The sequence below is a fragment of the Oceanobacillus sp. HCA-5259 genome (assembly GCF_037892815.1).
Taxonomy (GTDB): domain Bacteria; phylum Bacillota; class Bacilli; order Bacillales; family Amphibacillaceae; genus Oceanobacillus; species Oceanobacillus indicireducens.
In genome coordinates this window covers 1-24,239 of record NZ_JBBKBV010000029.1, presented here as the reverse complement: position 1 = coordinate 24,239, position 24,239 = coordinate 1, and the positions used below count along the sequence as shown (strand labels likewise).

General features: G+C 39.9%; 27 protein-coding genes. 22 read left to right on the top strand and 5 right to left on the bottom strand.

Going from position 1 to position 24,239, the window contains the following annotated elements:
• Positions 1-30: 30 nt before the first annotated feature.
• The 5 genes from WKU33_RS14280 (at position 31) to WKU33_RS14260 (ending at position 2,656) form a co-directional block, all read left to right on the top strand.
• Positions 31-591 (top strand): PRC-barrel domain-containing protein, encoded by a 561-nt coding sequence (locus WKU33_RS14280; RefSeq protein ID WP_340455262.1) that lies wholly within the window; start codon positions 31-33, stop codon positions 589-591.
• Positions 592-620: 29 nt separating this feature from the next.
• Positions 621-770 (top strand): hypothetical protein, encoded by a 150-nt coding sequence (locus WKU33_RS14275; protein ID WP_340455260.1) that lies wholly within the window; start codon positions 621-623, stop codon positions 768-770.
• Positions 771-1,057: 287 nt separating this feature from the next.
• Positions 1,058-1,183 carry a hypothetical protein gene (locus WKU33_RS14270; protein WP_255454331.1) on the top strand — a complete coding sequence of 42 codons (126 nt, stop codon included), beginning with the start codon at positions 1,058-1,060 and terminating at the stop codon, positions 1,181-1,183.
• Positions 1,170-1,895 carry an RNA polymerase sigma-I factor gene (gene sigI, locus WKU33_RS14265; protein ID WP_156854683.1) on the top strand — a complete coding sequence of 242 codons (726 nt, stop codon included), beginning with the start codon at positions 1,170-1,172 and terminating at the stop codon, positions 1,893-1,895. Before WKU33_RS14270 ends, sigI begins: the two co-directional genes overlap by 14 nt.
• A 2-nt stretch (positions 1,896-1,897) precedes the next feature.
• Entirely contained in the window at positions 1,898-2,656 is a 759-nt protein-coding gene (locus WKU33_RS14260) for an anti-sigma factor domain-containing protein (RefSeq protein WP_156854682.1), read from the top strand.
• Between the two features lie 45 nt (positions 2,657-2,701).
• Here WKU33_RS14260 and WKU33_RS14255 read toward each other — a convergent pair whose 3' ends face one another.
• Positions 2,702-2,941 carry a YhdB family protein gene (locus WKU33_RS14255; RefSeq protein ID WP_156854681.1) on the bottom strand — a complete coding sequence of 80 codons (240 nt, stop codon included), beginning with the start codon at positions 2,939-2,941 and terminating at the stop codon, positions 2,702-2,704.
• A gap of 167 nt (positions 2,942-3,108) precedes the next feature.
• On the opposite strand from WKU33_RS14255, the gene WKU33_RS14250 reads away from it, so the two are divergent.
• The 6 genes from WKU33_RS14250 (at position 3,109) to map (ending at position 8,322) form a co-directional block, all read left to right on the top strand.
• Positions 3,109-3,822 (top strand): YhcN/YlaJ family sporulation lipoprotein, encoded by a 714-nt coding sequence (locus WKU33_RS14250; protein ID WP_156854680.1) that lies wholly within the window; start codon positions 3,109-3,111, stop codon positions 3,820-3,822.
• A gap of 585 nt (positions 3,823-4,407) precedes the next feature.
• Positions 4,408-4,869 carry an S-ribosylhomocysteine lyase gene (locus WKU33_RS14245; protein WP_156854679.1) on the top strand — a complete coding sequence of 154 codons (462 nt, stop codon included), beginning with the start codon at positions 4,408-4,410 and terminating at the stop codon, positions 4,867-4,869.
• Between the two features lie 68 nt (positions 4,870-4,937).
• Positions 4,938-6,308 carry a dipeptidase gene (locus WKU33_RS14240; RefSeq protein WP_340455257.1) on the top strand — a complete coding sequence of 457 codons (1,371 nt, stop codon included), beginning with the start codon at positions 4,938-4,940 and terminating at the stop codon, positions 6,306-6,308.
• Positions 6,309-6,337: 29 nt separating this feature from the next.
• Entirely contained in the window at positions 6,338-7,108 is a 771-nt protein-coding gene (locus WKU33_RS14235) for a (S)-benzoin forming benzil reductase (protein WP_156854677.1), read from the top strand.
• 92 nt (positions 7,109-7,200) lie between these two features.
• On the top strand, positions 7,201-7,344 hold the full coding sequence (locus WKU33_RS14230) for a YjcZ family sporulation protein (RefSeq protein ID WP_156854676.1): 144 nt from the start codon (positions 7,201-7,203) through the stop codon (positions 7,342-7,344).
• A gap of 222 nt (positions 7,345-7,566) precedes the next feature.
• Entirely contained in the window at positions 7,567-8,322 is a 756-nt protein-coding gene (gene map / locus WKU33_RS14225) for a type I methionyl aminopeptidase (RefSeq protein ID WP_188857848.1), read from the top strand.
• 58 nt (positions 8,323-8,380) lie between these two features.
• Here the strand turns inward: map and WKU33_RS14220 are convergent, their stop codons facing one another.
• Positions 8,381-9,286: a cation diffusion facilitator family transporter gene (locus WKU33_RS14220; protein ID WP_336252755.1), complete on the bottom strand. Its 906-nt coding sequence runs from the start codon at positions 9,284-9,286 to the stop codon at positions 8,381-8,383.
• A gap of 194 nt (positions 9,287-9,480) precedes the next feature.
• Between WKU33_RS14220 and WKU33_RS14215 the strand changes: the two genes are divergently transcribed.
• Positions 9,481-9,714 (top strand): IDEAL domain-containing protein, encoded by a 234-nt coding sequence (locus WKU33_RS14215; RefSeq protein ID WP_156854672.1) that lies wholly within the window; start codon positions 9,481-9,483, stop codon positions 9,712-9,714.
• Positions 9,715-9,826: 112 nt separating this feature from the next.
• On the top strand, positions 9,827-11,092 hold the full coding sequence (locus WKU33_RS14210; protein ID WP_340455253.1) for an MFS transporter: 1,266 nt from the start codon (positions 9,827-9,829) through the stop codon (positions 11,090-11,092).
• Positions 11,093-11,654: 562 nt separating this feature from the next.
• Here the strand turns inward: WKU33_RS14210 and WKU33_RS14205 are convergent.
• The gene (locus tag WKU33_RS14205; RefSeq protein ID WP_340455251.1) at positions 11,655-12,572 is read right to left on the bottom strand and encodes a zinc dependent phospholipase C family protein; all 918 of its coding nucleotides are present in this window, start codon (positions 12,570-12,572) and stop codon (positions 11,655-11,657) included.
• A 223-nt stretch (positions 12,573-12,795) separates the two neighbouring features.
• Between WKU33_RS14205 and fumC the strand changes: the two genes are divergently transcribed.
• The 3 genes from fumC (at position 12,796) to WKU33_RS14190 (ending at position 15,187) form a co-directional block, all read left to right on the top strand.
• Positions 12,796-14,181 (top strand): class II fumarate hydratase, encoded by a 1,386-nt coding sequence (fumC, locus tag WKU33_RS14200; RefSeq protein ID WP_340455249.1) that lies wholly within the window; start codon positions 12,796-12,798, stop codon positions 14,179-14,181.
• Positions 14,182-14,496: 315 nt separating this feature from the next.
• The gene (locus WKU33_RS14195) at positions 14,497-14,697 is read left to right on the top strand and encodes an alpha/beta-type small acid-soluble spore protein (RefSeq protein WP_156854666.1); all 201 of its coding nucleotides are present in this window, start codon (positions 14,497-14,499) and stop codon (positions 14,695-14,697) included.
• 133 nt (positions 14,698-14,830) lie between these two features.
• A complete protein-coding gene (locus WKU33_RS14190; RefSeq protein ID WP_156854664.1) occupies positions 14,831-15,187 on the top strand; it encodes a YlbF family regulator in 357 nt (118 codons plus the stop codon).
• A gap of 109 nt (positions 15,188-15,296) precedes the next feature.
• Here the strand turns inward: WKU33_RS14190 and WKU33_RS14185 are convergent, their stop codons facing one another.
• Positions 15,297-15,482: a YhzD family protein gene (locus tag WKU33_RS14185; RefSeq protein WP_156854662.1), complete on the bottom strand. Its 186-nt coding sequence runs from the start codon at positions 15,480-15,482 to the stop codon at positions 15,297-15,299.
• Between the two features lie 136 nt (positions 15,483-15,618).
• Between WKU33_RS14185 and WKU33_RS14180 the strand changes: the two genes are divergently transcribed.
• The 6 genes from WKU33_RS14180 (at position 15,619) to WKU33_RS14155 (ending at position 23,741) form a co-directional block, all read left to right on the top strand.
• Positions 15,619-16,518: an ABC transporter ATP-binding protein gene (locus tag WKU33_RS14180; RefSeq protein WP_156854660.1), complete on the top strand. Its 900-nt coding sequence runs from the start codon at positions 15,619-15,621 to the stop codon at positions 16,516-16,518.
• Positions 16,511-17,770: an ABC transporter permease gene (locus tag WKU33_RS14175; RefSeq protein ID WP_156854658.1), complete on the top strand. Its 1,260-nt coding sequence runs from the start codon at positions 16,511-16,513 to the stop codon at positions 17,768-17,770. Before WKU33_RS14180 ends, WKU33_RS14175 begins: the two co-directional genes overlap by 8 nt.
• 107 nt (positions 17,771-17,877) lie before the next feature.
• On the top strand, positions 17,878-19,116 hold the full coding sequence (locus tag WKU33_RS14170; RefSeq protein WP_156854656.1) for a metallophosphoesterase family protein: 1,239 nt from the start codon (positions 17,878-17,880) through the stop codon (positions 19,114-19,116).
• The gene (locus WKU33_RS14165) at positions 19,113-22,061 is read left to right on the top strand and encodes an ATP-binding protein (protein ID WP_340455246.1); all 2,949 of its coding nucleotides are present in this window, start codon (positions 19,113-19,115) and stop codon (positions 22,059-22,061) included. The genes WKU33_RS14170 and WKU33_RS14165 overlap by 4 nt, the downstream gene beginning before the upstream one ends.
• Before the next feature lie 175 nt (positions 22,062-22,236).
• The gene (locus WKU33_RS14160; RefSeq protein ID WP_156854652.1) at positions 22,237-23,463 is read left to right on the top strand and encodes an HD domain-containing protein; all 1,227 of its coding nucleotides are present in this window, start codon (positions 22,237-22,239) and stop codon (positions 23,461-23,463) included.
• Between the two features lie 86 nt (positions 23,464-23,549).
• Positions 23,550-23,741, top strand: coding sequence for a sporulation YhaL family protein (locus WKU33_RS14155; RefSeq protein ID WP_308425602.1), 192 nt, complete (start codon positions 23,550-23,552; stop codon positions 23,739-23,741).
• A 74-nt stretch (positions 23,742-23,815) separates the two neighbouring features.
• Here WKU33_RS14155 and WKU33_RS14150 read toward each other — a convergent pair whose 3' ends face one another.
• Positions 23,816-24,058, bottom strand: coding sequence for a hypothetical protein (locus WKU33_RS14150; RefSeq protein WP_340455242.1), 243 nt, complete (start codon positions 24,056-24,058; stop codon positions 23,816-23,818).
• Positions 24,059-24,239: the final 181 nt, after the last annotated feature.

Here is a 24,239-nt window from a genome sequence, read left to right as displayed (position 1 = left end):
AGAAGAAAAACCCTAATGGAGGCGAAATGTATGTATCATTTGACATCTCTATTGTTGACTTATAACATCGACGCAACAGACGGAGAAATGGGAAAAATTAAAGACATATATATTGATGACAACGATTGGAAGATCCGCTACGCTATTGTCGATACAAGAAAATGGCTGCCTGAACGGAAAGTCCTGCTTCCACCGGACATTTTTATCGGTGTAAATACAGAGAAGGAAGCAATGGAAGTAGAATATGACAAAAATACGATTAAAAACAGTCCTCCTGTCCCAGAAGGAACGGATTTAACGAGGGATAAAGAAAATCAGCTCTTCAACTATTTTGGCTGGACCCGTTACTGGCCAGATGATGTAATTCTGAGTGGTGAAAAGCGGCCACTTGGAAGAGTAGGAAGTAACGAAGAAGAATGGTATGAGCGAATCGCAAACCCGGTGTACGATGCGGACGAGGAAGAATTAATAAGGCAGCATCGGGATAATAATCTGCGCAGCTATGAAGAAATCATGCAGGCCCGTGTCCATGGGAAAAATGGGAAACTTGGTAAAGTCGCTAATTTTATATATGATATGATTGGAATGTGAAGTATATTATTATAACAAGTAGTAATGTAATGGTTAAAGATTATTACCCTTACGCAATTGATCGGATTACTTCAGTTGATTGGTATGAAGGTGATGTCTATCTTGATGAAACGGTTGAGCAATTCGCAGACAAGACGAATTACCCAAGTCATGAAGATATATTGAAATCACTCCAATAAAAAGAAGTACAGGAACCTAAACCTAAAAGGGCTTTATACCTTGATATCCTACTGGTAAAGAAGATGTTCTATTAAGAACTCCCCGTACAGGACAACTCCGAAATACCACCATTCCCGGGAATAAAGCCCTTATGTTTCGTTCTTATCCAGCAAGGGAACTGGCTCATTTGAATAAGTAATACATTTTTAATCGGGCTGTAAACCGTTTGAGATAGAAAAACGGTAAGATAAGTAATACATAAGTCATAAAATTGTTCCAAAAAGAGAAAAAAACTGGTGGGAGAAACATGAAAAAGATAATTTTGAATAAAAACTACCTAGAATTAAAACAAATAGATACTACACCCAAAAAAGTAATCAGAGAAACGAAATATATAGTAGTAGCAGGGGGTGCTGGCAATGGAATTATCTAACCAGACAGATCAGGTACCCCTGGAAGACATCGTAATGCAAGTGCAACAGGGAGATAAAGAAATGCATGACTACCTCTTGAAGTCCTATCAACCGTTCATGGTGAAGATTGTATCCCAAGTGTGCAAACGGTATATTGATCCATTACGGGACGATGAATTCAGTATTGGGTTGTCAGCATTTAATGAAGCGATATTTTTATATTCACCGGCGAAAGGTTCGTCGTTTCTTTCTTTTGCTAAATTAATTGTTTCAAGGAAGGTTATTGATTATATCCGGTATAATGCAAGGCGACAGCATATCGTGTCATTCGATCAAACGTATGATGAGGAAACGATGGAGAATCCTGCTGAGATTTCGGCTGTCATTGAACAATATCAGGATGAGCAGTTAGCCCTTAATCGCCGGGAAGAGACGCTGGAATATCATCAAAAGCTGGAGGAATATAATCTATCTCTCCTTGAATTGACGGAAATTGCTCCGAAACACCGAAATACGAGAGAAACATCTGTACAAATTGCGCGTATGCTTATAAAAGATGAAGAACTTAGGGAATATGTAAAAACCAAAAAGAAACTACCAATTAAAAAAATGGAAAGTCGTGTACCTGTTAGTAAGAAAACACTCGAAAGAAACAGAAAGTATATCTTAGCGATGTTTATAATCTTTGATGAAAACTTTTTATATCTAAAGGAGTACATAAAGGAGGGGTAGCAGTGAGGAAAGGAATCATCATGGAGAAACATCGGAATTTTGTCATTGTCCTTACTGCTGACGGATCCTTTGAAAAAGCTGTCCCTTATGACGAAAAAACTTCGGTTGGCGAAGAAGTTTATTTTAACAGGTATATATCAAAGGTCCGTTCCCGGAAAAGGAAACGCTGGAACGTAAAGCTTATTTCTTTATGCCTTATCTTAATTCTGAGTTTGTTCTCTATGCTGTATTTTGTTAATGAAGATCATACATACGCTTACGTAAATATTGATATTAATCCGAGTATCGAGCTGAAGGTTGATGAGAATCTAAGTGTTCTTGACATCACTGCACTTAACCAAGATGCAGAAGGTCTTGTCTCACAGTTGAATGGATTGGAACATAGAAATTTCCAAGAAGTACTATCTGAAATACTTGGCAGCTGTGATACGTTTGAAAGAAAAGAAGTTCTTATTGGGGTTAGCTATACAACGGATGAAAAAATGGAAATAACAAATAATATTAAAGAATATTTCCAAACAGAAAATACCGATTGGCAATACACCGCTTTCCGTGTACCAGGTGAAGTAAGAGAGCGTGCCATGGAAAACGACATATCAATGAATGAGGAATTCGCGACACTTATTCAGTCTGATGAGGAAGAACTGCTGGAAACAATTAAAATCGATGAAGAAAAAATGGATAAGATCCATTCGTTCTACTTTACAGATACAATCCCTGAAGAACCTTTCCAAATAAAGAAATTAAATAAGGAATATTAAAAAAGTCCAAACACTCTAAAGCAAGTATTTGGACTAATTGTATTTTTATACCTCTAAATAAATCGTAGCATCCTCATTATTGCGCATCGCATGATCGAGATAATACAGCAATTGATCATGTGAATGCATAATTTTATCCTCATCCAAAGAGTAGTGGTAAGCATTTAAAAAATGTTCAATTTTCTTTGATAAAAAGTCGTCATTTGTACGAACCATCAAAACTAACAATTCATCCCATTGTCCCCAAAGTGTATAATACAATGCTTTATCATAATCAGGAATCATCTCTCTCCTCCTAACTCTTTAGCAGTTAGTTGTATTGTTCCCAGTTCCACTCTTACCTCCCACCTACAAATATGGTCTCCGTACCAAAAAAAGGATGACCGAAATCCAGAATAAACTCATTCGTACGAAACATACTAAGGGCAAATAGTTAAGGAGGTAATTTACGAATGAAGTGGAAATTGTTAAGTATATTTGCTGTGCTCGTCCTAGCTCTAATAGCATGTCAAGGCGGAAATAATGCAGAGCGAGGAACAAATAATCCAAACGTTAATCCAACAACGTATCGAAATACTGGTGACGGAATCGCTAATGATGATAGGGACTATGTGATGGAGCGCAATGCGGATAGGAATCAGAACAGGGATAACCGGGGTAGAGACGATAACTTGGCTAGAAATGATGAAAACCGAGTTACAGACGATAACTATAACTGGGGTAGGGATGATAACGGGATTGGAGATGATAACCGCAGGAATGATGGAAACGATGGTGAATCCCGGTATGAAATAGCTGAAGAAGCTGCAGATAAAATTACGAATGAAATTGATGAGATTGACAATGCTTATGTCCTTACGATGAGGAATAATGCTTATGTTGCGGCAGATTTGGATATTGATCGTGAAAACCGTACGGAGAATCGTAACCAGAATAACGGATATGATAATGATGAATTATCAGATGAAATTAAAGATAAAATTGGTGATATCGTCCGTTCTGTTGACGAAGATATAGATAATGTTTATGTTTCAACGAATCCCGATTTTCTTGATTTAACTACGAACTATGCTGATGATTTGAACCAAGGACGCCCTATCGGCGGGTTCTTTGATCAAATCGGCACAATGTTAGACAGGCTCTTCCCTGAAAATGCCGGACGATAAAATAAACAAGAAGCATGCTGATCATTGAATTAGCATGCTTTTTTTGATTACATACAGCGTAAGTGCAGCTATCGTCTCGGGGTCCGCAGTCCAGACACCTCTCGCTTTCCGCAGGCGGCTGGTGAGCCTCCTCGGGCTACCGCCCTGCGGGGTCTCGCCTATGCCTTTCCTCCTGCAGGAGTCTCGAGGTGTCTGGACTGCTCCGAGGGAAAGCCTGATTTGGAACACTATTTTTCATTTTTAGAAATTAGATCGTTTATCATAGTGGTGGGTTAGTTTCCATTAATAATAACGCTCTTTACCAGTTCAGTTGCCCGGCGGACGGTGACTCCTACGGGAAAAGCACGAGTCCGAAGACCCCGCAGGAAGCGGTTTTCTTCCGAGGAGGCTGAGGCCGTGCCCGTGGAAAGCAGCCGTCCGCCGGGCAACTGAACGGTAATTAGAACGCCAAAAAACTGAAAGAGCTAGACACTTACGCTGTATGTAAGTAATTCGAAGGTTATGTGAATTACTATTGAATTGCTTTTAGATACTGCGTTTTTAGTGTATGATTTAAGATACAAGATTGCAGAGGGAGAGATATGAATGGTAAAGAAAATGAATGTAGAAAGCTTTAATCTCGATCATACGCAGGTAAAGGCACCATATATCCGACTCGCAGGCGTAACAAAAGGGGAAAAAGGCGATAAAGTTTATAAATATGATATCCGGTTTAAACAACCAAATAAGGAACATATGGATATGCCCGGGCTCCATTCCCTAGAACATCTCATGGCTGAACATATAAGAAACCATGAGCCAAACGTGCTTGATTTAAGTCCAATGGGATGCCAAACAGGTTTTTACTTATCAATTATTAATAACACGACAGATGAAAAAGTTATGGATGTCATGGAAAAAACATTGAAAGACGTCTTGAAAGCTGACGAAGTACCAGCATGTAACGAAGTCCAATGCGGCTGGGCAGCAAGCCACAGCCTAGAAGGCGCAAAAGAAATCGCAGAAAAAATGCTGGAAAAAAGAAATGAATGGCATGAAGTATTTTAAATCAAGATCACGGTGTGAGCATTTGCCCAAATGCTCACACCTGCCACCCTTTAAAGGAGGAAAATGAAATGAGCGAAAAGGTAATTCAATACTTAAAAGAAAACAGGGAAGCCTTACTTAAGAAATTGAACGATTTTTTATCGATTCCAAGTGTAAGCACAGACTCTACATATAAACAAGATGTGGAAAAAGCGGCAGACTTCTTAGTCGATTACTTGGAGGAACTAAACTTTGAACAGGTTATAAAACAGAAAACTTCCGGTCACCCACTAGTCTATGGTGAGTATAACGGAGCAGGGTCCGATGCACCGACTGTTCTTTTTTACGGACATTATGATGTTCAACCGGTTGATCCGATTGAACAGTGGAAAAGTGACCCATTTCAGCCGGAAGTTCGTGACGGTAGGCTTTATGCCCGTGGCTCAAGTGATGATAAAGGACAAGTTTTCATGCATCTTGCTGTTTTCGAAGCTTATTTGAAAACAGAAGGAGTGCTACCGGTAAACATTAAAGTATGTATCGAAGGCGAAGAGGAAATTGGCAGTGAGAATCTTTATGAGATCCTACAGGAACAAAAAGCGAAATTCCAAGCTGATTTTGCTGTAATTTCAGATTCCGGAATGATTGCGAAAAATCAGCCAACAATTCTTTACGGTCTGAAAGGCTTTACTGGGATTGAAATAACAGTGACTGGACCAGATCATGACTTGCATTCTGGGATGTACGGGGGAGCGGTTCGGAACCCGATCATGGCTCTTAGTCATATACTGGCATCAATGAAGAATGAAGACGAAGTAATTACAGTAGATGGTTTTTACGATGACGTCGAACCATTGACACAAGAAGAACGGGAACTAATTAAAAAAGCACCTAGTGAAGACTTTGTAGAGTCAACTGGAATTCCTAAAACGGTTTCTGAAAAAGGTTATACACCTGAGGAGCATACGATGGGACGCCCGACATTTGAAGTGAATGGGATGTATGGTGGTTATCAGGGAGAAGGAACGAAAACGATTATTCCAACGGATGCTACCGCGAAAATCACATGTCGACTTGTTCCAGGTCAGGATCCGGAGAAGATTCAGCAATTACTTGAGGACCATGTATATAAACATGCACCAAGTGGGGTAACGGTGGAAGTGAAGAAGGAAAAACTTTCATCGAAAGCATATAAGGTAGCGCCAGATCACCCGCTCATTCAGAAAGCTGCTGAAAGTTATACAGAAGCATTTGGAAAAGAAACTGTATACGTTCGCATGGGCGGCTCTATTCCAGTTGTAGAATGGATTGACGCAATCTATGGTATGCCAATTGTTTTACTTGGTTTCGGGACACCAGAGGACCGTCTCCATTCACCAAATGAAAGCTTCCCGCTCGATAGTTTTGATAAAGGGATGGAAACACTTGTGTACTATTGGCGGAAAGTGAAAGAACAATAAGGAATTGTTTTTTATAAGGGGGAATAAAGTTGGCGAAACTTGCAATTATTACAGGAGTTTCCAGAGGTCTAGGAGCTTCACTTGCAAATCTTCTTTTGGAATCGGGGATAGATGTGATCGGCATTTCCCGGTCGGAGAATAGGCGCTTACCGACAACTGCTAAAGAAAACAATCAGTTTTATCAGCATTTTGCTTGTGATGTATCCGATATTCCACAACTCGAAGAAACGGCCCGACTTATCGATGAAGAGATAAAGGTGAGAAATGCGGAACAGGAAATTGAAACGATCTTTATATTAAATAACGCCGGAGTTGTTCACCCGATTGATCAGTCGCAGCATTTAAAGAGTAAGGAACTGATTGACCACGTGATGATCAACTCGATTGCTCCAATGGTCCTTACGAATTATTTTTTAAAAAAGCAAAAGGAACTCGAAATACCGCTCGTTATTGCAAACGTGAGCTCTGGAGCCGCTGAGAATCCAATTTTTGGCTGGAGTGCCTATTGCTCAACAAAAGCAAGTCTGAACATGTACACGAGAACAGTTGCCCTTGAGCAAGAAGAATTGAAGACAGGTAATCGTATTATTGCATTCAGTCCTGGAATTATGGATACAGACATGCAAACGGAAATCCGTTCAGCCACGAAGGAGCAGTTCGCTGAAATTGAAAAGTTTAAAGACTATAAAGCAAACAACTCATTAAGGCAAGCCGATCTCGTGGCCGGTGTCCTTATCGATATTATTACGGACGAAGATGTGAGGAACGGTGAGATTTATTATATTAATGATTATATCTGAACATAGGGACTGAAAAAAATTAGTCATTCGCCCTCCCATATTCTATAGGCATGCATACATTATTGTAGTCTAGAATATAGGGAGGGAATGCTATGAGCAAAAAAGAATGCCGAGGAGTAGATGGCAGATTCACATCAGGAGGATTCGCACTGCTTGTTGTACTATTTATCCTGCTAATCATCATCGGAACAGCATACAGTGGACCTAGGTACGGGTGTGGAGGATATTATTGTTAACTGAAATTGTATAAATGAAGGTACAAAAAAGCCGTATGTATTCAAAAGGATGCATGCGGTTTTCACATGGTATTGGTTGTTCATACACACCAACTCTTTCGTCTGAACTGAAAGATCATTAAAATTATGGTAGACTGGAGAATGGAAACTAAATTTGCTCCTTCTAACTTTAAAATAAATGGGAACTTAATTAAGATAGAAAATTGGAAAGGTAGGCTTAAAATGATAACTAGAAAAAGCGCTCGTGAAATTGCTCAAATGCAAGCGGCAGCGGATATACTTGTACAATGTCACAAGGAAATAGCAAAAATGATTAAACCGGGAATTACTACGATGGAGATAGATGCTTTTGCGGAGGAGTTTATGAGGAAACATGGAGCAACTCCAGAGCAAAAGGGTTATAATGGCTATCCGTATGCAACTTGTGCATCCCTTAATGATGAAATCTGTCATGGCTTCCCGCGGGAAGAGAAATTAGAGGATGGAGATATTGTAACGATTGATATGGTTGTTAACTTAAACGGTGGACTTGCTGATTCTGCCTGGACATATGCTGTTGGGAATGTTGATGAAGCAGGACTTCGATTAATGGATGTCACAAAGAAATCTCTTTATAAAGGGATAGAACAAGCTCAAGTTGGAAATCGGATTGGTGATATAGGACATGCAATCCAAACGTATGCGGAAGGTGAAGGCTTCTCTGTTGTCCGCGATTTTACAGGACACGGTATTGGACCAACAATCCATGAAGATCCAAATGTTCCTCATTTCGGATTACCGAATAAAGGTTTACGTCTGAAAGAAGGAATGGTCATTACGATCGAACCGATGATTAACGAGGGTGCTTGGGAGAGTAAGATGGATTCCAATAATTGGACCGCCCGCACTGTTGATCAAAGTCGCTCCGCACAATACGAACATCAAATCGTTATTACAAAGGATGGTCCGCTAATCTTGACGGATCAGGATAAAGAATAATTAAGAAAATGAAAAGAGACTACTCAGAGAAAAGGGTAGTCTCTTTTTGTTAAGCATTTTAGGAGCGTTGATTTTCTGCAGAGTCCTCCTTTAAACCTTCATAAAATGGTTCAAGATGAATATGAGCATGGGTGACTCCATGTTTTTTTGCTAAGTATTTCTCAATTCTTTCTGTGATTTTATGGCTATGTTCCACGGTTAAATCGGCGTCAACAAGAATTGTCAATTCAAGTAATGCCTGACTGCCATGGATCCTGCCCTTCACATCCACAACCCTCTCTACCTCTGATACATTCGCAATCGTCTTTTTAATCAGTGCTAATTCTTCCTCATCAAATGCATCGGTTAGTGTTAATGTTGCATCCTTGAAAATATCAAAAGCAGTCTTGCATATGATTAATCCAACTAGTGTCCCAGTGAGTGGGTCTAGCCAGTAGATGCCGAACTGTGCTCCCATAATTCCGATAAATGCCCCAATACTAACAAGCGCATCTGACCGGTTATCCTGGGCAACAGTAAATAATGCTTGGCTGTTTAATCGTTGCGACAATCTCAAATTATAAAGGAAAACAAACAGCATGATGACGGCGGACCCTAATGCTGTCCAGGCAGTAAGCATGCTCGGTTCCTCCACCTCAAAGGTTATAAATTTCCTTACTGTGTCATAAATTACTTGAATCCCAATAAACATCATAATAAATGCTGCAAAAAGAGAGGCAACCGTCTCCGCACGGTAATGTCCATAACGGTGGTTTTCATCTGGCGGTTTTTGGGAAATACGTAAACCAACAAGTACCGCAATCGATGCAATGACGTCCGTCGTATTATTTAAACCATCTGCGCGTAAGGCAAGTGAGTTACCCCAGGTTGCGATCCATAATTTAATGATGGAAAGTGTAAGATATGTGATAATGCTTATCCAAGCACCTTTTTCAGCAAGTCTTAAATTATCTGCATGATTCATTAAGCTGTCCTCCAATATATCTAGTTTCAATAGTTTACCAAATGTGATTCGTGTGGGTCCAGAGAAAAAGAAACGCACGAAGCTATCACTCTTGGCTAACTGGAAGGAAGTTTCATGTAGTAAACAAAACAAATATGTTGCTTTTATTCGGAAAATTTAGGATAATAAAAGAAAGAGTAAAGGGGGCCATTCCCATGAAAAAAGAAAAAGTCTCTCTGCATTTTTTCAGATACAGTGGAAAGCCAGTCCAAGCTAAAAAAGAAATACCTTATGAAATCCGTTTGCAAGCTAGATTAAATTTGGATGTAATATGTTTTGAATACAATCGTGCTAAACTGGAAGAAGCAATTAACAGCGCCCTGGAAACGAACGATATTAAAGCATTTGAAGAACTAAGTGCACAATATAAACAATATCTTTGGGAATAACAGTAAAAGTTTACAATCATTAGCTTAGGTTAAATGATTGTAAACTTTTTGCTGAGGGAAACCCGAGTTAGTAAAGTCTTTGCTATGCTTGTGGCAAAAGGGGGGCGATTGGGTGGAAGATAAAAAGAAATTACAAAGAAGCTGGATGATGTACGACTTTGGTAACTCCGCATTTGCAACAACCATTATGGCAGCAGTACTACCTGTCTACTATTCAAACGTAGCCGCAAGTGGACTTGATGAGGGAGTTGCAACAAGCTATTGGGGTTATTCCCAGTCTATTTCAGTTCTAATAATAGCAGTTCTAGCCCCGATATTAGGCGCAATTAGTGACTTTTCCGCAGCAAAAAAGAAATTCCTGCAATTTTTTGCTTTCATGGGAATAATCGCAAGTATTTTATTAGCATTCGTAGGAGAAGGCGATTATATACTTGCCTCCGTCCTGTTTATCGTCGGATCAATTGGTTTTTCCGGCGGGAATATATTTTATGATGGTTTCCTGCCTGAAGTAGCGGAAAAAGAGGAAATGGACCGGGTATCTTCCGGTGGATTTGCCTATGGTTACATAGGTGGGGGCATTCTCCTCACAATAAATATTTTAATGATATTGAATCCGCACTGGTTCGGATTAAAAGATACGGTTATCGCGACCCAACTATCCTTTGCTTCGGTCGGTATTTGGTGGCTATTATTTTCTATTCCATTATTCAAGAATATTAAAGAAGAGAAGAAGGTTATTGTAAAAAAGAATAAATCGTATATTGCTATTGGATTTTCCCGAGTAGGAGATACATTCAAGCAAATAAGGCAGTATAAGCAAGTTTTGATTTTCTTGCTTGCCTTTTGGTTATATAATGATGGGATTTCTACAATTATGCGGATGGCGACGATTTATGGGGCTGAGATCGGAATTGCCGGTAATGATCTGATTGTTGCGTTATTAATTACACAGTTTGTTGGGATCCCCTTTACCTTTTTCTTCGGCTGGCTCGCATCAAAAATTACGGCAAAAAGAGCATTATATATTACACTTGCCACGTATATGGTGATTACTGTTCTTGGCTACTTTATGACTTCAGCATTTCATTTCTATGCTTTAGCAATCGCTGTTGGAATGGTGCAAGGTGGTGCACAATCCCTTAGCAGGTCTATCTTTGGCCGGATGATTCCGAAAAATAAACATGCAGAATTCTTCGGTTTTTATGGGATTTCTTCCAAATTTGCTGCTATTTTCGGACCGTTCCTTTTTGCTTTCATTGGACAAATAACAGGCAACAGCCGCTATGGCATCCTTTCCCTCATCTTCTTCTTTATCGCGGGAATTATTTTATTACGCTTTGTTGATGTAGAGAAAGGCATTCAAGAAGCGGGGCAGTAAATAAAACTGGAAGGCAAAGTAGAAGTAAAACCCAAATGACAACTTTCACATCTAAAATATCAGAACGAATAATCTAATCAAATTACTGCTGCTTTCATACAGCGTAAATGTCTGCTCTTTCACTAATTAAGACGCTCTAATCGCCGTTCAGTTGCCCGGTGGACGGATGCTTTCCGCGGGCACAGCTGGAGCCTCCTCGGGCTACCGCCCTGCGGGGTCTCCAGACTCGTGCTTTTCCCGCAGGAGTCACCGTCCACCGGGCAACTGAACTGGTAAGATGGTTATTTTAATTAGAAATTATTCCATCACGATAAGGAGTATACTTTTCCAGAACATTAAACAGTAATTCAAATCGACCTTTCCTCGGAGCAGTCCAGACACCTCGAGACTCCTGCGGGAGGATAGGCTTGGTGAGACCCCGCAGCAGGCTTGCCTGCGAGGAGGCTCACCAGCCGCCCGCGGAAAGCGAGAGGTGTCTGGACTGCGAACCTCCAGTAGAACTTGCACTTTCGCTGTATGAAAGCAAAAGGACTGGGATTCGGTTTCCGGTCTTTTTTTGGTTTTACACAATCGGTTCGCTATATTTATTTACCAATCCAAGTTCGAGGGGTTTTCCTGTATCGTAGGAAATGTTTCCAATTAAGTCTTTCAATTTTTCCATGGAAAAGGAAGCCCCTTTTTCCCAGTAATTCAACACCTCCGTTACAATATCGATACCTTCCACATGGCTTTCATTATAAAGTTCAATAAAACTTTTATTAGATGGTTCCTTCGTTGCAGGGTGGAACCATGTCGTATGCTTTAAATTTAAGTAATCGACATTATTACGAATTGGCTGATGGGAATAAGCGGAGATAAAGTTTCCAAGTAATTTATTTTTAATGCCAGAAGGATCTGACAATATTTTTAATGCGAGCAGCATATCCCGGTATGCTTTTTGAATATAAGTATCATCATCTCTTCTTAAGCTTGGATAGTTTTTATTTATTAGTGCTGCTAACAGCCTTGTAATCCGGGAGTCGAGCTTTCTTCCAATATCAATTTCTTTATAGACTGGAGTTTTCCATGTTTTTAAATTATGGTATTTATCCATCATCAGTGTATCGATTTGAATCTCTAATCGTTGGTGGTCATTACCTTCATAACCTGCACGAAAATGGATGTATGGGTGTGTATTACGATCAAGTACATGATGGGTGACAAAGCCGATAACAAACGCTTTTACCTCTTTGGATTTATTTTTAGCGGCTTCAATCATATCGAGGAGGAATGTTCCGCACTGACTCGTATGCAAGGATGTGCCTACTTGATGAACCGGTTCATCCTTTACCCACGGCCAAAAGTTATAATAGAAAAAAGGATCTGGCCCTTGAGCACCTAATCTCATATAATTCTCAATCTGCTGTGAAAATGGATGTAACTTTCCAACTGTATCAATTACATCTTCACAAAAGAGAATATGCGTCCATATATTTGGCATCGTGATTTCCTCCTTTTTATTAGTAATAAGAAATTAAATAAAAATGCTGTGATAACGTTTATCTTTTTATAGTATATAGTAAAATCTATCCGAATCACCTCCGTAGTAGTACAAATTTGTGTCAATTGACGCTCAAAGAACTGCGGAAGTAAAGAAGTGTAGTTTCCGGTAAAAATTTGATACAATATAGGAGGTATCATCATAATACAGGGAGGAACTCGAATTGGATTATCGTTTGGAGAAAGATACAATAGGGGAAATTAAGGTTCCTGCAGATAAATTCTGGGGAGCACAAACACAAAGAAGTAAGCAGAACTTTCCAATTGGTACAGAAAAAATGCCGAAAGAAATTATTCAAGCTTTTGCTGTATTGAAAAAGAGTGCAGCTAAAGTGAATAGTGCACTCGGGCTGCTAGATGCAAAAAAAGCAGATGCAATTGAATATGCAGCAGATGAAGTATTGGCGGGTCGTGTTGATGAACACTTTCCATTAGTCGTCTGGCAAACTGGAAGCGGTACTCAATCGAATATGAACGTAAATGAGGTACTTAGTTTTATCGGTAACGAGTGGCTGGAGCAAGAGGGAAGTGATTTACGCCTTCACCCAAATGATGATGTTAACAAATCCCAAAGCTCAAATGATACATACCCAACAGCGATGCATATCGCCTTTGTTCTAAAGCTTGAGGATCATGTATTACCGGCTGTAGACGTACTGAAAAAGACATTGAAAGAGAAAGCTGATGCATTTGCCGATATTGTAAAAATTGGGCGTACACACTTACAGGATGCAACACCACTGACACTAGGGCAGGAAATTAGTGGCTGGCATCGAATGCTTGAAAAAGCAGAAAATATGATCAAGAGCAGTATTCCGGAATTAAAAGAATTGGCGCTTGGCGGAACAGCAGTAGGTACCGGACTGAATGCTCATCCGGAATTTACTGAACGGGTTGCAAAACAAATTAGTGACTATACAGGGAAAGATTTCGTAACTGCAAAAAATAAATTTCATTCTTTAACAAGCTATGATGAAACCGTATTTGCACATGGTGCTTTAAAAGCGCTTGCAGCAGATATGATGAAGATTGCAAATGATGTGCGCTGGCTCGCAAGCGGTCCGCGTTCGGGTCTGGGGGAGATAATGATTCCATCAAATGAACCAGGAAGCTCGATTATGCCAGGTAAAGTGAACCCGACCCAAAGTGAAGCAGTAACAATGGTCGCTGCTCAAGTAATGGGGAATGACGCAGCGGTAGGCTTTGCTGCAAGCCAAGGAAACTTTGAACTTAATGTCTATAAACCAGTGATAGCTTATAACTTTTTGCAATCTGCCGGGCTGTTGGCTGACAGTATAATATCATTCAATGACCGTTGTGCTATTGGCATTGAACCAAATCATGAAGTAATTGATAAGCATTTAAATGAGTCGTTGATGCTCGTTACGGCATTAAACCCGCATATTGGCTATGAAAATGCAGCGAAAATAGCTAAGACTGCTTTTGAAGAGAATTCAACATTGAAAGAAACAGCAGTTAAATTAGGATTATTGACGGAAGAAGAATTTGATAAATATGTTGTACCGGAAGAAATGACACATCCGAAATAAGTTTTATGCTTATGAAACGACTCTGCTTCACAGGATGAAGCAGGGTCGTTTTTTATCACGCATTAACGGTCTGTGCTACACCGACCTCTAAACATGAGGGAAGCCCAACTTGTGAAGGTGGGGGATATACAGTCCGTAAATCCCTGATTTTGTTCAACTAACATTCAGTGGGGGAGGTAAGGAAACCCCATTGAATGAAGTTTCACTTTAAGTTTACAGCGAACTGGAATCATAGCTACATTTTACCAGTGAATTTTTGTCATAAGATTAGTTGTTTTAGCTGACAATAGGATTACAGAAGGAGGTGAAAGTCCAATGGCTAACAATAACTCAAACCAATTACTAGTTCCTGGTGTACAACAAGCACTTGATCAAATGAAAGTTGAAATTGCTCAAGAGTTTGGTGTTAATCTAGGAGCAGACACAACTTCTCGTGCTAACGGTTCCGTTGGTGGAGAAATTACAAAACGTCTAGTTCGTACTGCGCAGCAACAGCTTAGTGGTGGCGGACAATAACAAAAGCAAATAAATAGTGGGCAGGCAGTGATGCTTGCCCACTTCCATTTTAGAAATCTTACATAAGTTCATGGTATACATTCTCCAATTCATTTGATATAGTAAGGCTATCTTACTTTTGGGAGGCTGTATGATGTCAAATATTTATGATCATGCTTATAATTTGGAAAAAGCAATTCGAGAAAGTACTGATTTCCAAAACTTAAAATCAGCTTATGATGCAGTAATGAATGATCCGGAGTCTAAGCAAATGTTTGAAAGTTTCCGGGATACCCAGTTGAATTTACAGGAGAAACAAATGCAAGGCTTGGATATTACAGATGAAGAAGTAGAAAAAGCCCGGAATGTAGTTGAGCTCGTTCAGGATAATCCAACAATCGCTAAACTTATGGAAGAAGAGCAGCGTTTAAATGTTATTATCGGCGATATTAGCTCGATTATTACCAAGCCATTAGAGGAAGTTTATGGATTTAACCAAGGTGAACAGTAAGCGCATAAAAAAACTCACAGAAAATAATATCTGTGAGTTTTTTATGGGTAGGAAACTATAAAACAAAAATGAATTTCTAGTGGTAGCCAAGCCATCTGTCCCTTTGATACTAGCGGTGGAATAAGATTAGTTTCGCTTCGGGGGTGACGCAACGGTGAGTGTGTTCGGAATAATTATGTTCCGCAAGTTTTTCTTCACCAATTTTCTTTGCCTGTTCATCGTTTTCTGCTGTGAATGCTTCATCGAGCAATTTTTCCCCGTCTGGATTGAATACGGTCAGAAAGTATTCTCTCATATGTAATGCTCCTCTCTGTTTCTTGCTTCCATTATAATTCATAACTCGAAATTATGCGAAAATAATTGCGGTAGAAAAATAAGCGAAACCATTTACTAAGGAAAGCCGTAGTATTAGAAAGGGAGGGGATGGAAGAATGTCGCTAATTATTGATCATGTTACGAAACGATTTGGTGAATTTACCGCCGTCGATCAATTGAATTTAAGAATACCGAAAGAAGAGATATTCGGATTTCTTGGGGGAAATGGTGCGGGGAAAACAACGACGTTCCGAATGTTGCTCGGATTATTGGATAAGACGGAGGGAAAAATAACGTGGAACGGGAAAGCGATTGATTACGAGACGAGTAATCTGATTGGCTATTTACCGGAAGAACGTGGACTTTACCCGAAATTAACCGTGAAAAATCAACTCGTGTATTTAGCAAGGCTTCGCGGGATGAAGAAGAAAACGATTCTGCCGGAGCTTGAAAAATGGCTGGAGCGTTTTAAAGTACCGGAATATATGAATAAGAAAATAGAGGAGCTTTCGAAAGGGAACCAGCAGAAGATTCAATTCATTTCAGCGGTTATCCATCGCCCGGAATTGCTTATTTTAGATGAGCCATTCTCTGGGCTGGATCCAATTAATGTAGAAATGTTGAAAGAAGCTGTCTTAGATTTGAAAGAACAAGGAACGACGATTGTATTCTCGTCCCATCAGATGTCACATGTAGAAGAACTGTGCCAATTCCTTTGCATTTTACAAAAAGGAAGACCAGTCGTTCAAGGATCGTTACGTGAAATTAAACGATCATTTGGCAAGAAAAATTTACGAATTCATGGCGATTTTCCACTTGACTTTTTAAGGGAATTTCCAGGAGTTGTAAAGTACCGAAGGATGAATGAAGGATGTGACTTGCAGATTTTAAATGAGGCTGTGTCACAAGATATTTTTAGGGAATTACAAGGTAAAGGATTCATCCGCAAGTTTGAGTTGGAAGAACCATCGTTAAATGACATCTTTATAGAAAAGGTGGGTTCGTCATATGAATAAATTTTGGATTATTTTAGGCCATACATATTTGGAAAAGATGAAATCAAAAACGTTTATCATTACGACAGCCCTTATGCTGCTACTCGTTGTTGCTGCGGCTAATTTTCAAACGATTGCAGACTTTTTTGTAGGTGGCGAAGATGAAAAGGACCAAATTGCTGTCATCGACCATTCGGATACACTATTTGAACCGTATAAGCAAAGTGTCGAGGCAGCAAACGATTCATTGGAGTTGATTTCTTATGACAGCTCGGAGGATGCGGGGAAAGCAGCTGTCGAAGAAGAGGAATTTGCCGCTCTCGTCGTTATGCAAATGAATGAAGAGGGCAGGCCAGAAGCGACCTATTATGCGAATAATATTACCGATTCGTTCACGCAATCCGTCCTTGAGGAGCAATTGCAACAGATAAAAGTTGCATTATCGATTGAGCAAGCTGGCTTTGATGAACAAGCGATTCAAGAGATTTACGCTCCGGTGAATTTTGAAACAGTGGCGCTCGACCAGGATGCTAAAACATTGGAGGAAATGTTCCAAGCACAAGGCATTGTCTATGTCATGCTTTTCTTTATGTATATGGTTGTTATCTTGTACGGTCAAATGATTGCCCAAGACGTTGCGAATGAGAAATCATCTCGGGTAATGGAGATTTTAATCTCAAGTGCCTCACCGGTGACCCATATGTTTGCCAAAATATTTGGAGTTGCGCTAGTTGGTTTAACACAGATCTTTTTGCTAGTCGGTGTTGGTTACACGCTCATCATCAGCAGGAAAGAGGAACTTGTCGGAAGTTTCCTTGATGAGGTCGGGTTAGTTGATATTCCGGTTGATCTGATTATTTATGCAATTATTTTCTTTTTACTTGGCTATATGTTATACGCAACCTTGGCAGCGATGCTCGGTTCACTCGTAAGTCGGTCGGAAGATGTTGGTCAGTTGATCATGCCGATGATTATTCTTATTGTTATTGCATTTCTTGTTGCCATATTTGGACTGAGAGCTCCGGAATCGACAATCGTAACGATCTCTTCTTTCATTCCGTTCTTTACTCCAATGGTCATGATTTTGCGAATTGGGATGCTAAGTCTGCCAATTTGGGAAATCGGCTTATCCATTGTGATATTAATCATCTCGATCATTATCCTTGGTCTAATAGGAGCACGAGTATATAAAGGCGGCGTACTCATGTACGGAAGAACTGGCTCCCTCAAAGACTTCACAAAAGCAATCCGCCTCTCAAAAAAAGAAAAATAATATCTAGACTGGGACAAATGCTCTGACCCCATGTCCCGTGAATAGAACGTGCATTCTTATTGGTGCTCTGTTAAAATAGAGGTATGATGTTGGACGGAGGTAGGGAAATGGATCGTGAAGTTACGTTTATTCATGCGGCTGATTTGCATCTTGATAGTCCGTTTAAAGGTTTAATGGATATGCCTGCTGAATTATTTGGGGAAATTAAGGAGAGCACCTTTCAAGCACTGCATGAGCTTGTTCGTGCCGCTATTGAAAATAGGGTGGATTTCGTTTTAATTACTGGTGACCTTTTTGATAATGAAAAGCAAAGTCTGAAAGCGCAAATCCGGTTAAAAAAAGCCTTTGAGCAATTGAAGGAACAAGAAATTGAAGTGTTTTTAAGTTGTGGGAACCATGATTTCCTGAATGGGAATATTCACCAAGTCACTTATCCAGACAATGTTCATCTTTTCCCGGATGAACAGGTGCGTGCCCTCGACTTTTATAAAAATGGAGAAGTACTGGCGAAAATATATGGCTTTAGCTATGAGAACCGCGCAGTTATGGAAAATAAAACAAGTGAATATGTAATAGAGGATCAGGCGACTGTGCCATTCCATATCGCGATGTTGCATGGGAGCATCCAAGGCAATGAAGAGCATGATACATATGCACCTTTCCGGCTATCCGAACTAATGGAAAAAGACTTCAGTTACTGGGCTCTTGGCCATATACATAAGCGTGCTGTTTTAAAAGAAGATCCGTATATCGTCTACCCAGGTAATATTCAAGGCAGACACCGCAAGGAAACTGGGGAGAAGGGATGTTATCTCGTTCAGTTAACAGAAAGTCAAACGACCCTCGAATTTATCCCGCTAAATCAAATTTTGTTTGTCCCGCTCACGGTTGATGTGTCAGAATGTGAGGCAGCCTATCAGCTTGAAACGATCTTGACGGAGAAACTTAAAACAATGAAAACAAGCAAGCCGCAGCTCATCGACCTTACACTTCAAGCGAACGATTCAATATTACGAAATTGGCAAACGGACGGGCAACTGGAAGATATTTTAGAAATAATAAATGAATCTTTCACTACGAATCCGAATTGGCGCTATATTTTTCATGTGCAGTTAGATATACAAGAAATGTTTGAGTTAAGGGAGACACAGGATGGGGAGCATTTTATCGGTGAACTCCAGCGGACTTTTGATAGGAACTCTGGAATGGAATATTTAGAACAACTTTATCAGCACCGTCAAGCCCGGAAATTTTTAGAGCCTCCAACCCAAGAGGAAATATCAGAATGGAAAGAAACAGCACAGTCCAGTCTGTTCGATCAACTGTTGAGAGGGGGAAGGCGATGAGATTTGTTCGTGCCAAGTTATTTGGTTTTGGAAAATGGGTCGATAAGGAATTTGATTTTAATGCCAATCCACTTTTTATTTACGGGGAAAATGAGTCGGGCAAATCGACGCTCCATCAATTTATATTGTTTATGCTATTTGGGATGCAGCCGAAAGAGCGGAAGTTTTACCAGCCGAAGATGGGCAGCAAATTAGGTGGACAATTAGTTATTGAAGATCCAAAAGTCGGTACTTACACGATTGAACGCTTCGATGATAAATATAACGGGAAAGCAGTATGCTTCACTTCTTCTGGCGATACGTATGAAGAAACTTGGTTAAAAGAACGACTTCAAGGAATGAATCTAGCTATCTATGAAGCTATATTCTCTTTTTCAGCTCTAGATTTGAACGCAATTAAACAAATGCGGGAAGAAAATCTTGGTGATGTATTGCTTAGTATCGGATTGACTGGCTCAAGCAACATTTATGAATTAGAGAAACAGCTGGACAACCGGCTTGGGGAGATGTTTAAACCTTATGGGAAAAATCCGGCAATCAACAAGCAATTGCAAGTTGTCGAGCATCTAGGAGAAGAACTTGCCGCTATCCAAAAAGAAGAGTCCACTTACCGCAAAAAAGTTCTCGAATCCCTTGAACTCGAGGATGCGTTAAACAAGCTTAAGCGACAGCAAGCAAATCTGACAGGAGAAATTCGCACAATAACAAAGAAACTCACAGCGCTACCAGTCTTGAAAGAATTCCAGCATCTCACCAAGAAACAAGAGCAATATGAAACAACCTATGACTTTCCTGCAAGCGGCATCGCACGCCTTGAAAAATTACACGACACACTGCGACCACTTGAAAGTGAACTCGCAGTTTTGAAGAGTAATGAAGAAAATTACCGCGATAACGCTTCCCAATTAGAAAATCAGCGCTTGGCCGAATCGACAGTTGAAACGTTAAAAATTCAAAGACGTCACAAAGAACGATACACAGTTTTAAAAAATACAGAAGAAAACTTGTATCAGCGGAAAGTGGAACTTACGAAGAAAATTACGAATGAGCTAACGGATTTACAATTAAAGATAGATGTAGCTGAACTTCAGGACTTATCCTTACCCTTTTATATTGAAGAAACATGGAAGCAAATCAAAGAAGATAAAGAGAAGCTTGAACAGGAAAGTATCAGTCTTGAAACGGAAAAGAACGGATTTATGGAAGAAGAAAATTACTTGCAAGCAAAACTCGGTGAGATAAAAACCATGCTTTTACCGGAAGAAGAAGTCGCCTCGTTGAAACGGAAACTGGAAAAAGGGAAGGAACAGGAACAACTGGAACGTCTGTATGAAGCAAGTATGAATCAGCAGCAATCTTTTGCAGAAGACAAGAAACAAAGAATCAAGCGTGCGAATCAACTATTTCTAATTGGAATCATCCTTTCTATCCTCTCGACGGTTCTTGCATTTAGTATGGACGTGTCTTTACTTTATGGTGCTGCACTGTTCCTATTCCTGCTTGCGACGGGACAATATTTATTTCATAAACTGCATATCAAAGCTATGGAGAAGCTCATCCGGTCTCAACCAGGATTAAGTAATGCGCAAAAATTGTCGGATGAAGAAATATACCGCATGCAAAGTCAGCTTGAAGCAGAGGATGAAAAGTTGCGTGAATTAAAAGCTGTACAATCGGATATTCAAAAACAGCAAATAAATATCCTCAAATGGGAAGAAAAAGAACGTATGTATTTGGAAAAGGTAAGACGACTCACGGATCAAACAGAGGAACAGCTTATGTTATATCCGTTCCTTGAACCGATTAATAGCAGTTATTGGCCAGACTATTTTAACCGAATCAAGGAACTGCTTCGCCTACAAAACGAACGGGATCGCTTGGTAAAAGAAATAGAAGAGATTCGAATGGATGAAAAGCAAATAGAAGAAGAACTGATCACTTATCTTCATCAATTCGGGGAAACTTCGATTGGATCACTGGCGGAAGCTTTTCTATTCATTGAGCAAACATTAGACAGAGAAGTGGAGCTAGAGCAAAGAATCAACCAGATTCATGAATTAATCAATCACACTCAGGAACAGAAAGAAAATATGTTAAAACGCATAGCTGTGCACCAGCAAGAGTTAGCCGAGCTATTACAGAAAGCTCAAGTGGAAACTGAAGAGGAATTTTACAAGCTGGCAAATTATCTTAAAGAAAAAAGAGAGCTGGAAGCAGCACTGGAAGCGAATAAACAGCAGCTCGACTCGATTTTTCCGCAGCATTCTTGGGCGAGCATTGTGAAAGAAGAGCTCGATCCATTTAGTTTGGAAGAACGCGCGCAAGCACTCGAATCTCTCGCAACAACAACAGAGACTGAAATAGACGAAATTCAAAAGAAACTTACCGAAGTGAAGATGGAATTAAAAAAACTCGAAGGCTCGGATGCTTATTCATCGAAGCTCCATCAATTTGAAATGGAAAAGGAAAAATTAAACCAACTTGCAAAAGATTGGGCGATTGCTAGCATGCAGAGAGAAATGTTAGCGGAGACAAAGCAACGATACCAGAAGAAATATTTGACGAAAGTAGTGGAGGAAACAACTACTATTTTACATACCATTACGGATGGACGCTATACGAACGTTTTTGCACCAAAAGAGAAGGGGACGTTTCAAGTAATGTCGGCGGAAGGATTGCGCTTTAACGTGAATGAACTTTCTCAAGGGACAGTGAATCAGCTTTATGTTTCTTTGCGTCTTGCGATTAGTAAAGTCATGACTGAGAAACATCAGCTTCCTTTCATTTTGGATGATGCATTCGTTCACTTTGACGAGCTGCGCGTCGAGCGAATGATCAGTGTCCTTCAAGAGATTGCAACGAAGCAGCAGGTCATTATGTTTACTTGTAAATCAGACGTGAGGACGGCTTGTGAGAGAGAGAATATTCCAAGTGTCTACGTATAAAGTGAAACTTCATTCAGTGGGGAATCCTTACCCCCACTAAATGTTAGTTGAACAGAATCAGGTATTTACGGACTGTATAGCCCCCACTTTCCCATATTGGGCTTTCCCCATGTTTAGAAGCGGGGTATTACAGAGCGTTAATACGTGATAAATTTATGTTTATGGGGGGAAGAGGATGAACGAGCAGCAACACTATTTCTATGGGGTGATTCCCGTTGAAGTTCGGATGACGCCGGAAAGAAAGGAAGAGATATTACAGCAATACCCGGTTCCGGTCCTGCCTGACGAGGGAGCAACTTTTGAAATAGATCAGGAAGCAAAGGGAAATAGCGTCACATTAAGGCTCCTTTTAAATGAAGTGAATGTCCAGACGACAAAGACAAATAAGCAATTTTTAAAAATGACGTTCAGTAATAATACAGGAACAATACAAGCGAAAATGTGGGATAATCAAGGAGCTGTTGAGAAAAATTTGCCATTGCTAGAAGCATACTCTGTTTTTGATGTGGATGCAGTAGTTGATGAGTTTCGCGGTTTTAAGTCGCTTACAATCCAGCGCCTTGAACCTTGTGAGGGAGAAATTGATCCATTTTCCTATTTGCCTTATACAAAACAGAGTATTGAAGATTATACGGTGGAAATCTTCTCTTATATCGATGAATTATCCAGCCCGTATCGTGAATTTTCTATAGCTGTTTTGGATCAGTTCTGGCAAGAATTTTCCATTAGTCCTGCCGCAAAAGGATTCCATCACAATTATTTAGGTGGTTTGTTGAAGCACACGGTCGGTCTCATGCGCTTTGCCCGTTATATCGTGAAGCAGGAAGAAAATCCGTTTCAAGCTGTGATGAAATTAATTCAAATCGTCGAGAAAGCTTACAAACAGGAATTGTGGTCGAATTACCAGTCAGAGGAAAGATGGGTGAGACCGGTCTGGCAAGAGACAATTGATCACCTCTATCAAATGCTCGCTGGGATGATGGATCATAAAGAAGAAGTTGCGAATTACGATGCACTGCTTACTAGTATTCTTTTACATGATATCGGGAAAATGCTTGAATATGATTTTGCCGGTAAGCACTATGAATCGTTTGACTTTCTTTATCCGACGGCTGGTAAGAGCAGCTTACAAAAAAGAAAGCAGGCAGGAATAGCGATGGATGAACTTGGTGTGATGATAGGCCATATTCCATATGGGACATTAATCCTTACAAAAATGGTAGAGCGAGAGGGGATAGCATTTACGATAGAAGATATCCATCTCATGTCGCATTGCATCCTCTGTCATCACGGTCTGCCGGAATGGGGTGCAAGTGTGAAACCGCAAACTATTGAAGGCTATCTGATTCATATCGTCGACTACTTGGACAGTAGATATGAGAACACAGAAACTGTGAAATAGGAATTTTCTTTTCCACTGGAGAGGAATTTTTGTCCGTTTCTTTTCATATAGTTAGATAGAAACACTTGGACAAGGAGGGGGAAAAGATGATAATTGGAGGTGTTCCTTTATGGGTATTTATTGTCATCTTATTAGTATTCTTCAGCGGCTATATGGCTTTTCGCGCAATGCAGACGGATAGGAAAGTAGACCAGGAATTTATAGAAAGAGAAGGCGAAATATACATGGAGCGGATGAGAGAAGAAAAAGAAAGGAAAGCGCTTCGTGAACAAGAATAAATAATAGAACAAAGTATAGAACAAAAGCGTTATCGCGCCTTTCACGTCCCAAATGAGAATTAGTCATTTGGGACTTATCTCGTTTCTATCATAGTGCCATTGCAGTAGGGACAGTGTATCTTCAGTTCTTCCCCTTCATTCAAATCCACACTAAATTCACCAATGTTATATGCTGGTACTTCATCGGTTTTGTGACAATCTAAACATTTGAATAGGATCATTTCCATTTCCTCATTCAAACCAAAAGAATCCTCCTGGTCTAGCCAGTTTGGGTCTACCAATGAATCATCCTGCTCTTTTTCGGTGGGAAATACCATATTTCCTACATTTCTCCTTTTCTATATCCTCCATATAGTGATAAATCTATTCATAATCCTTATGCCATATTCCCACAAGATCCATCTCTTGATGACAATGGGACATCGCAAAGTATCTTCTTCTGGGTTGTCCTTAATAATAATTCGATTTGTTTAAATAAATTTTTAAATAAAGTTTTCA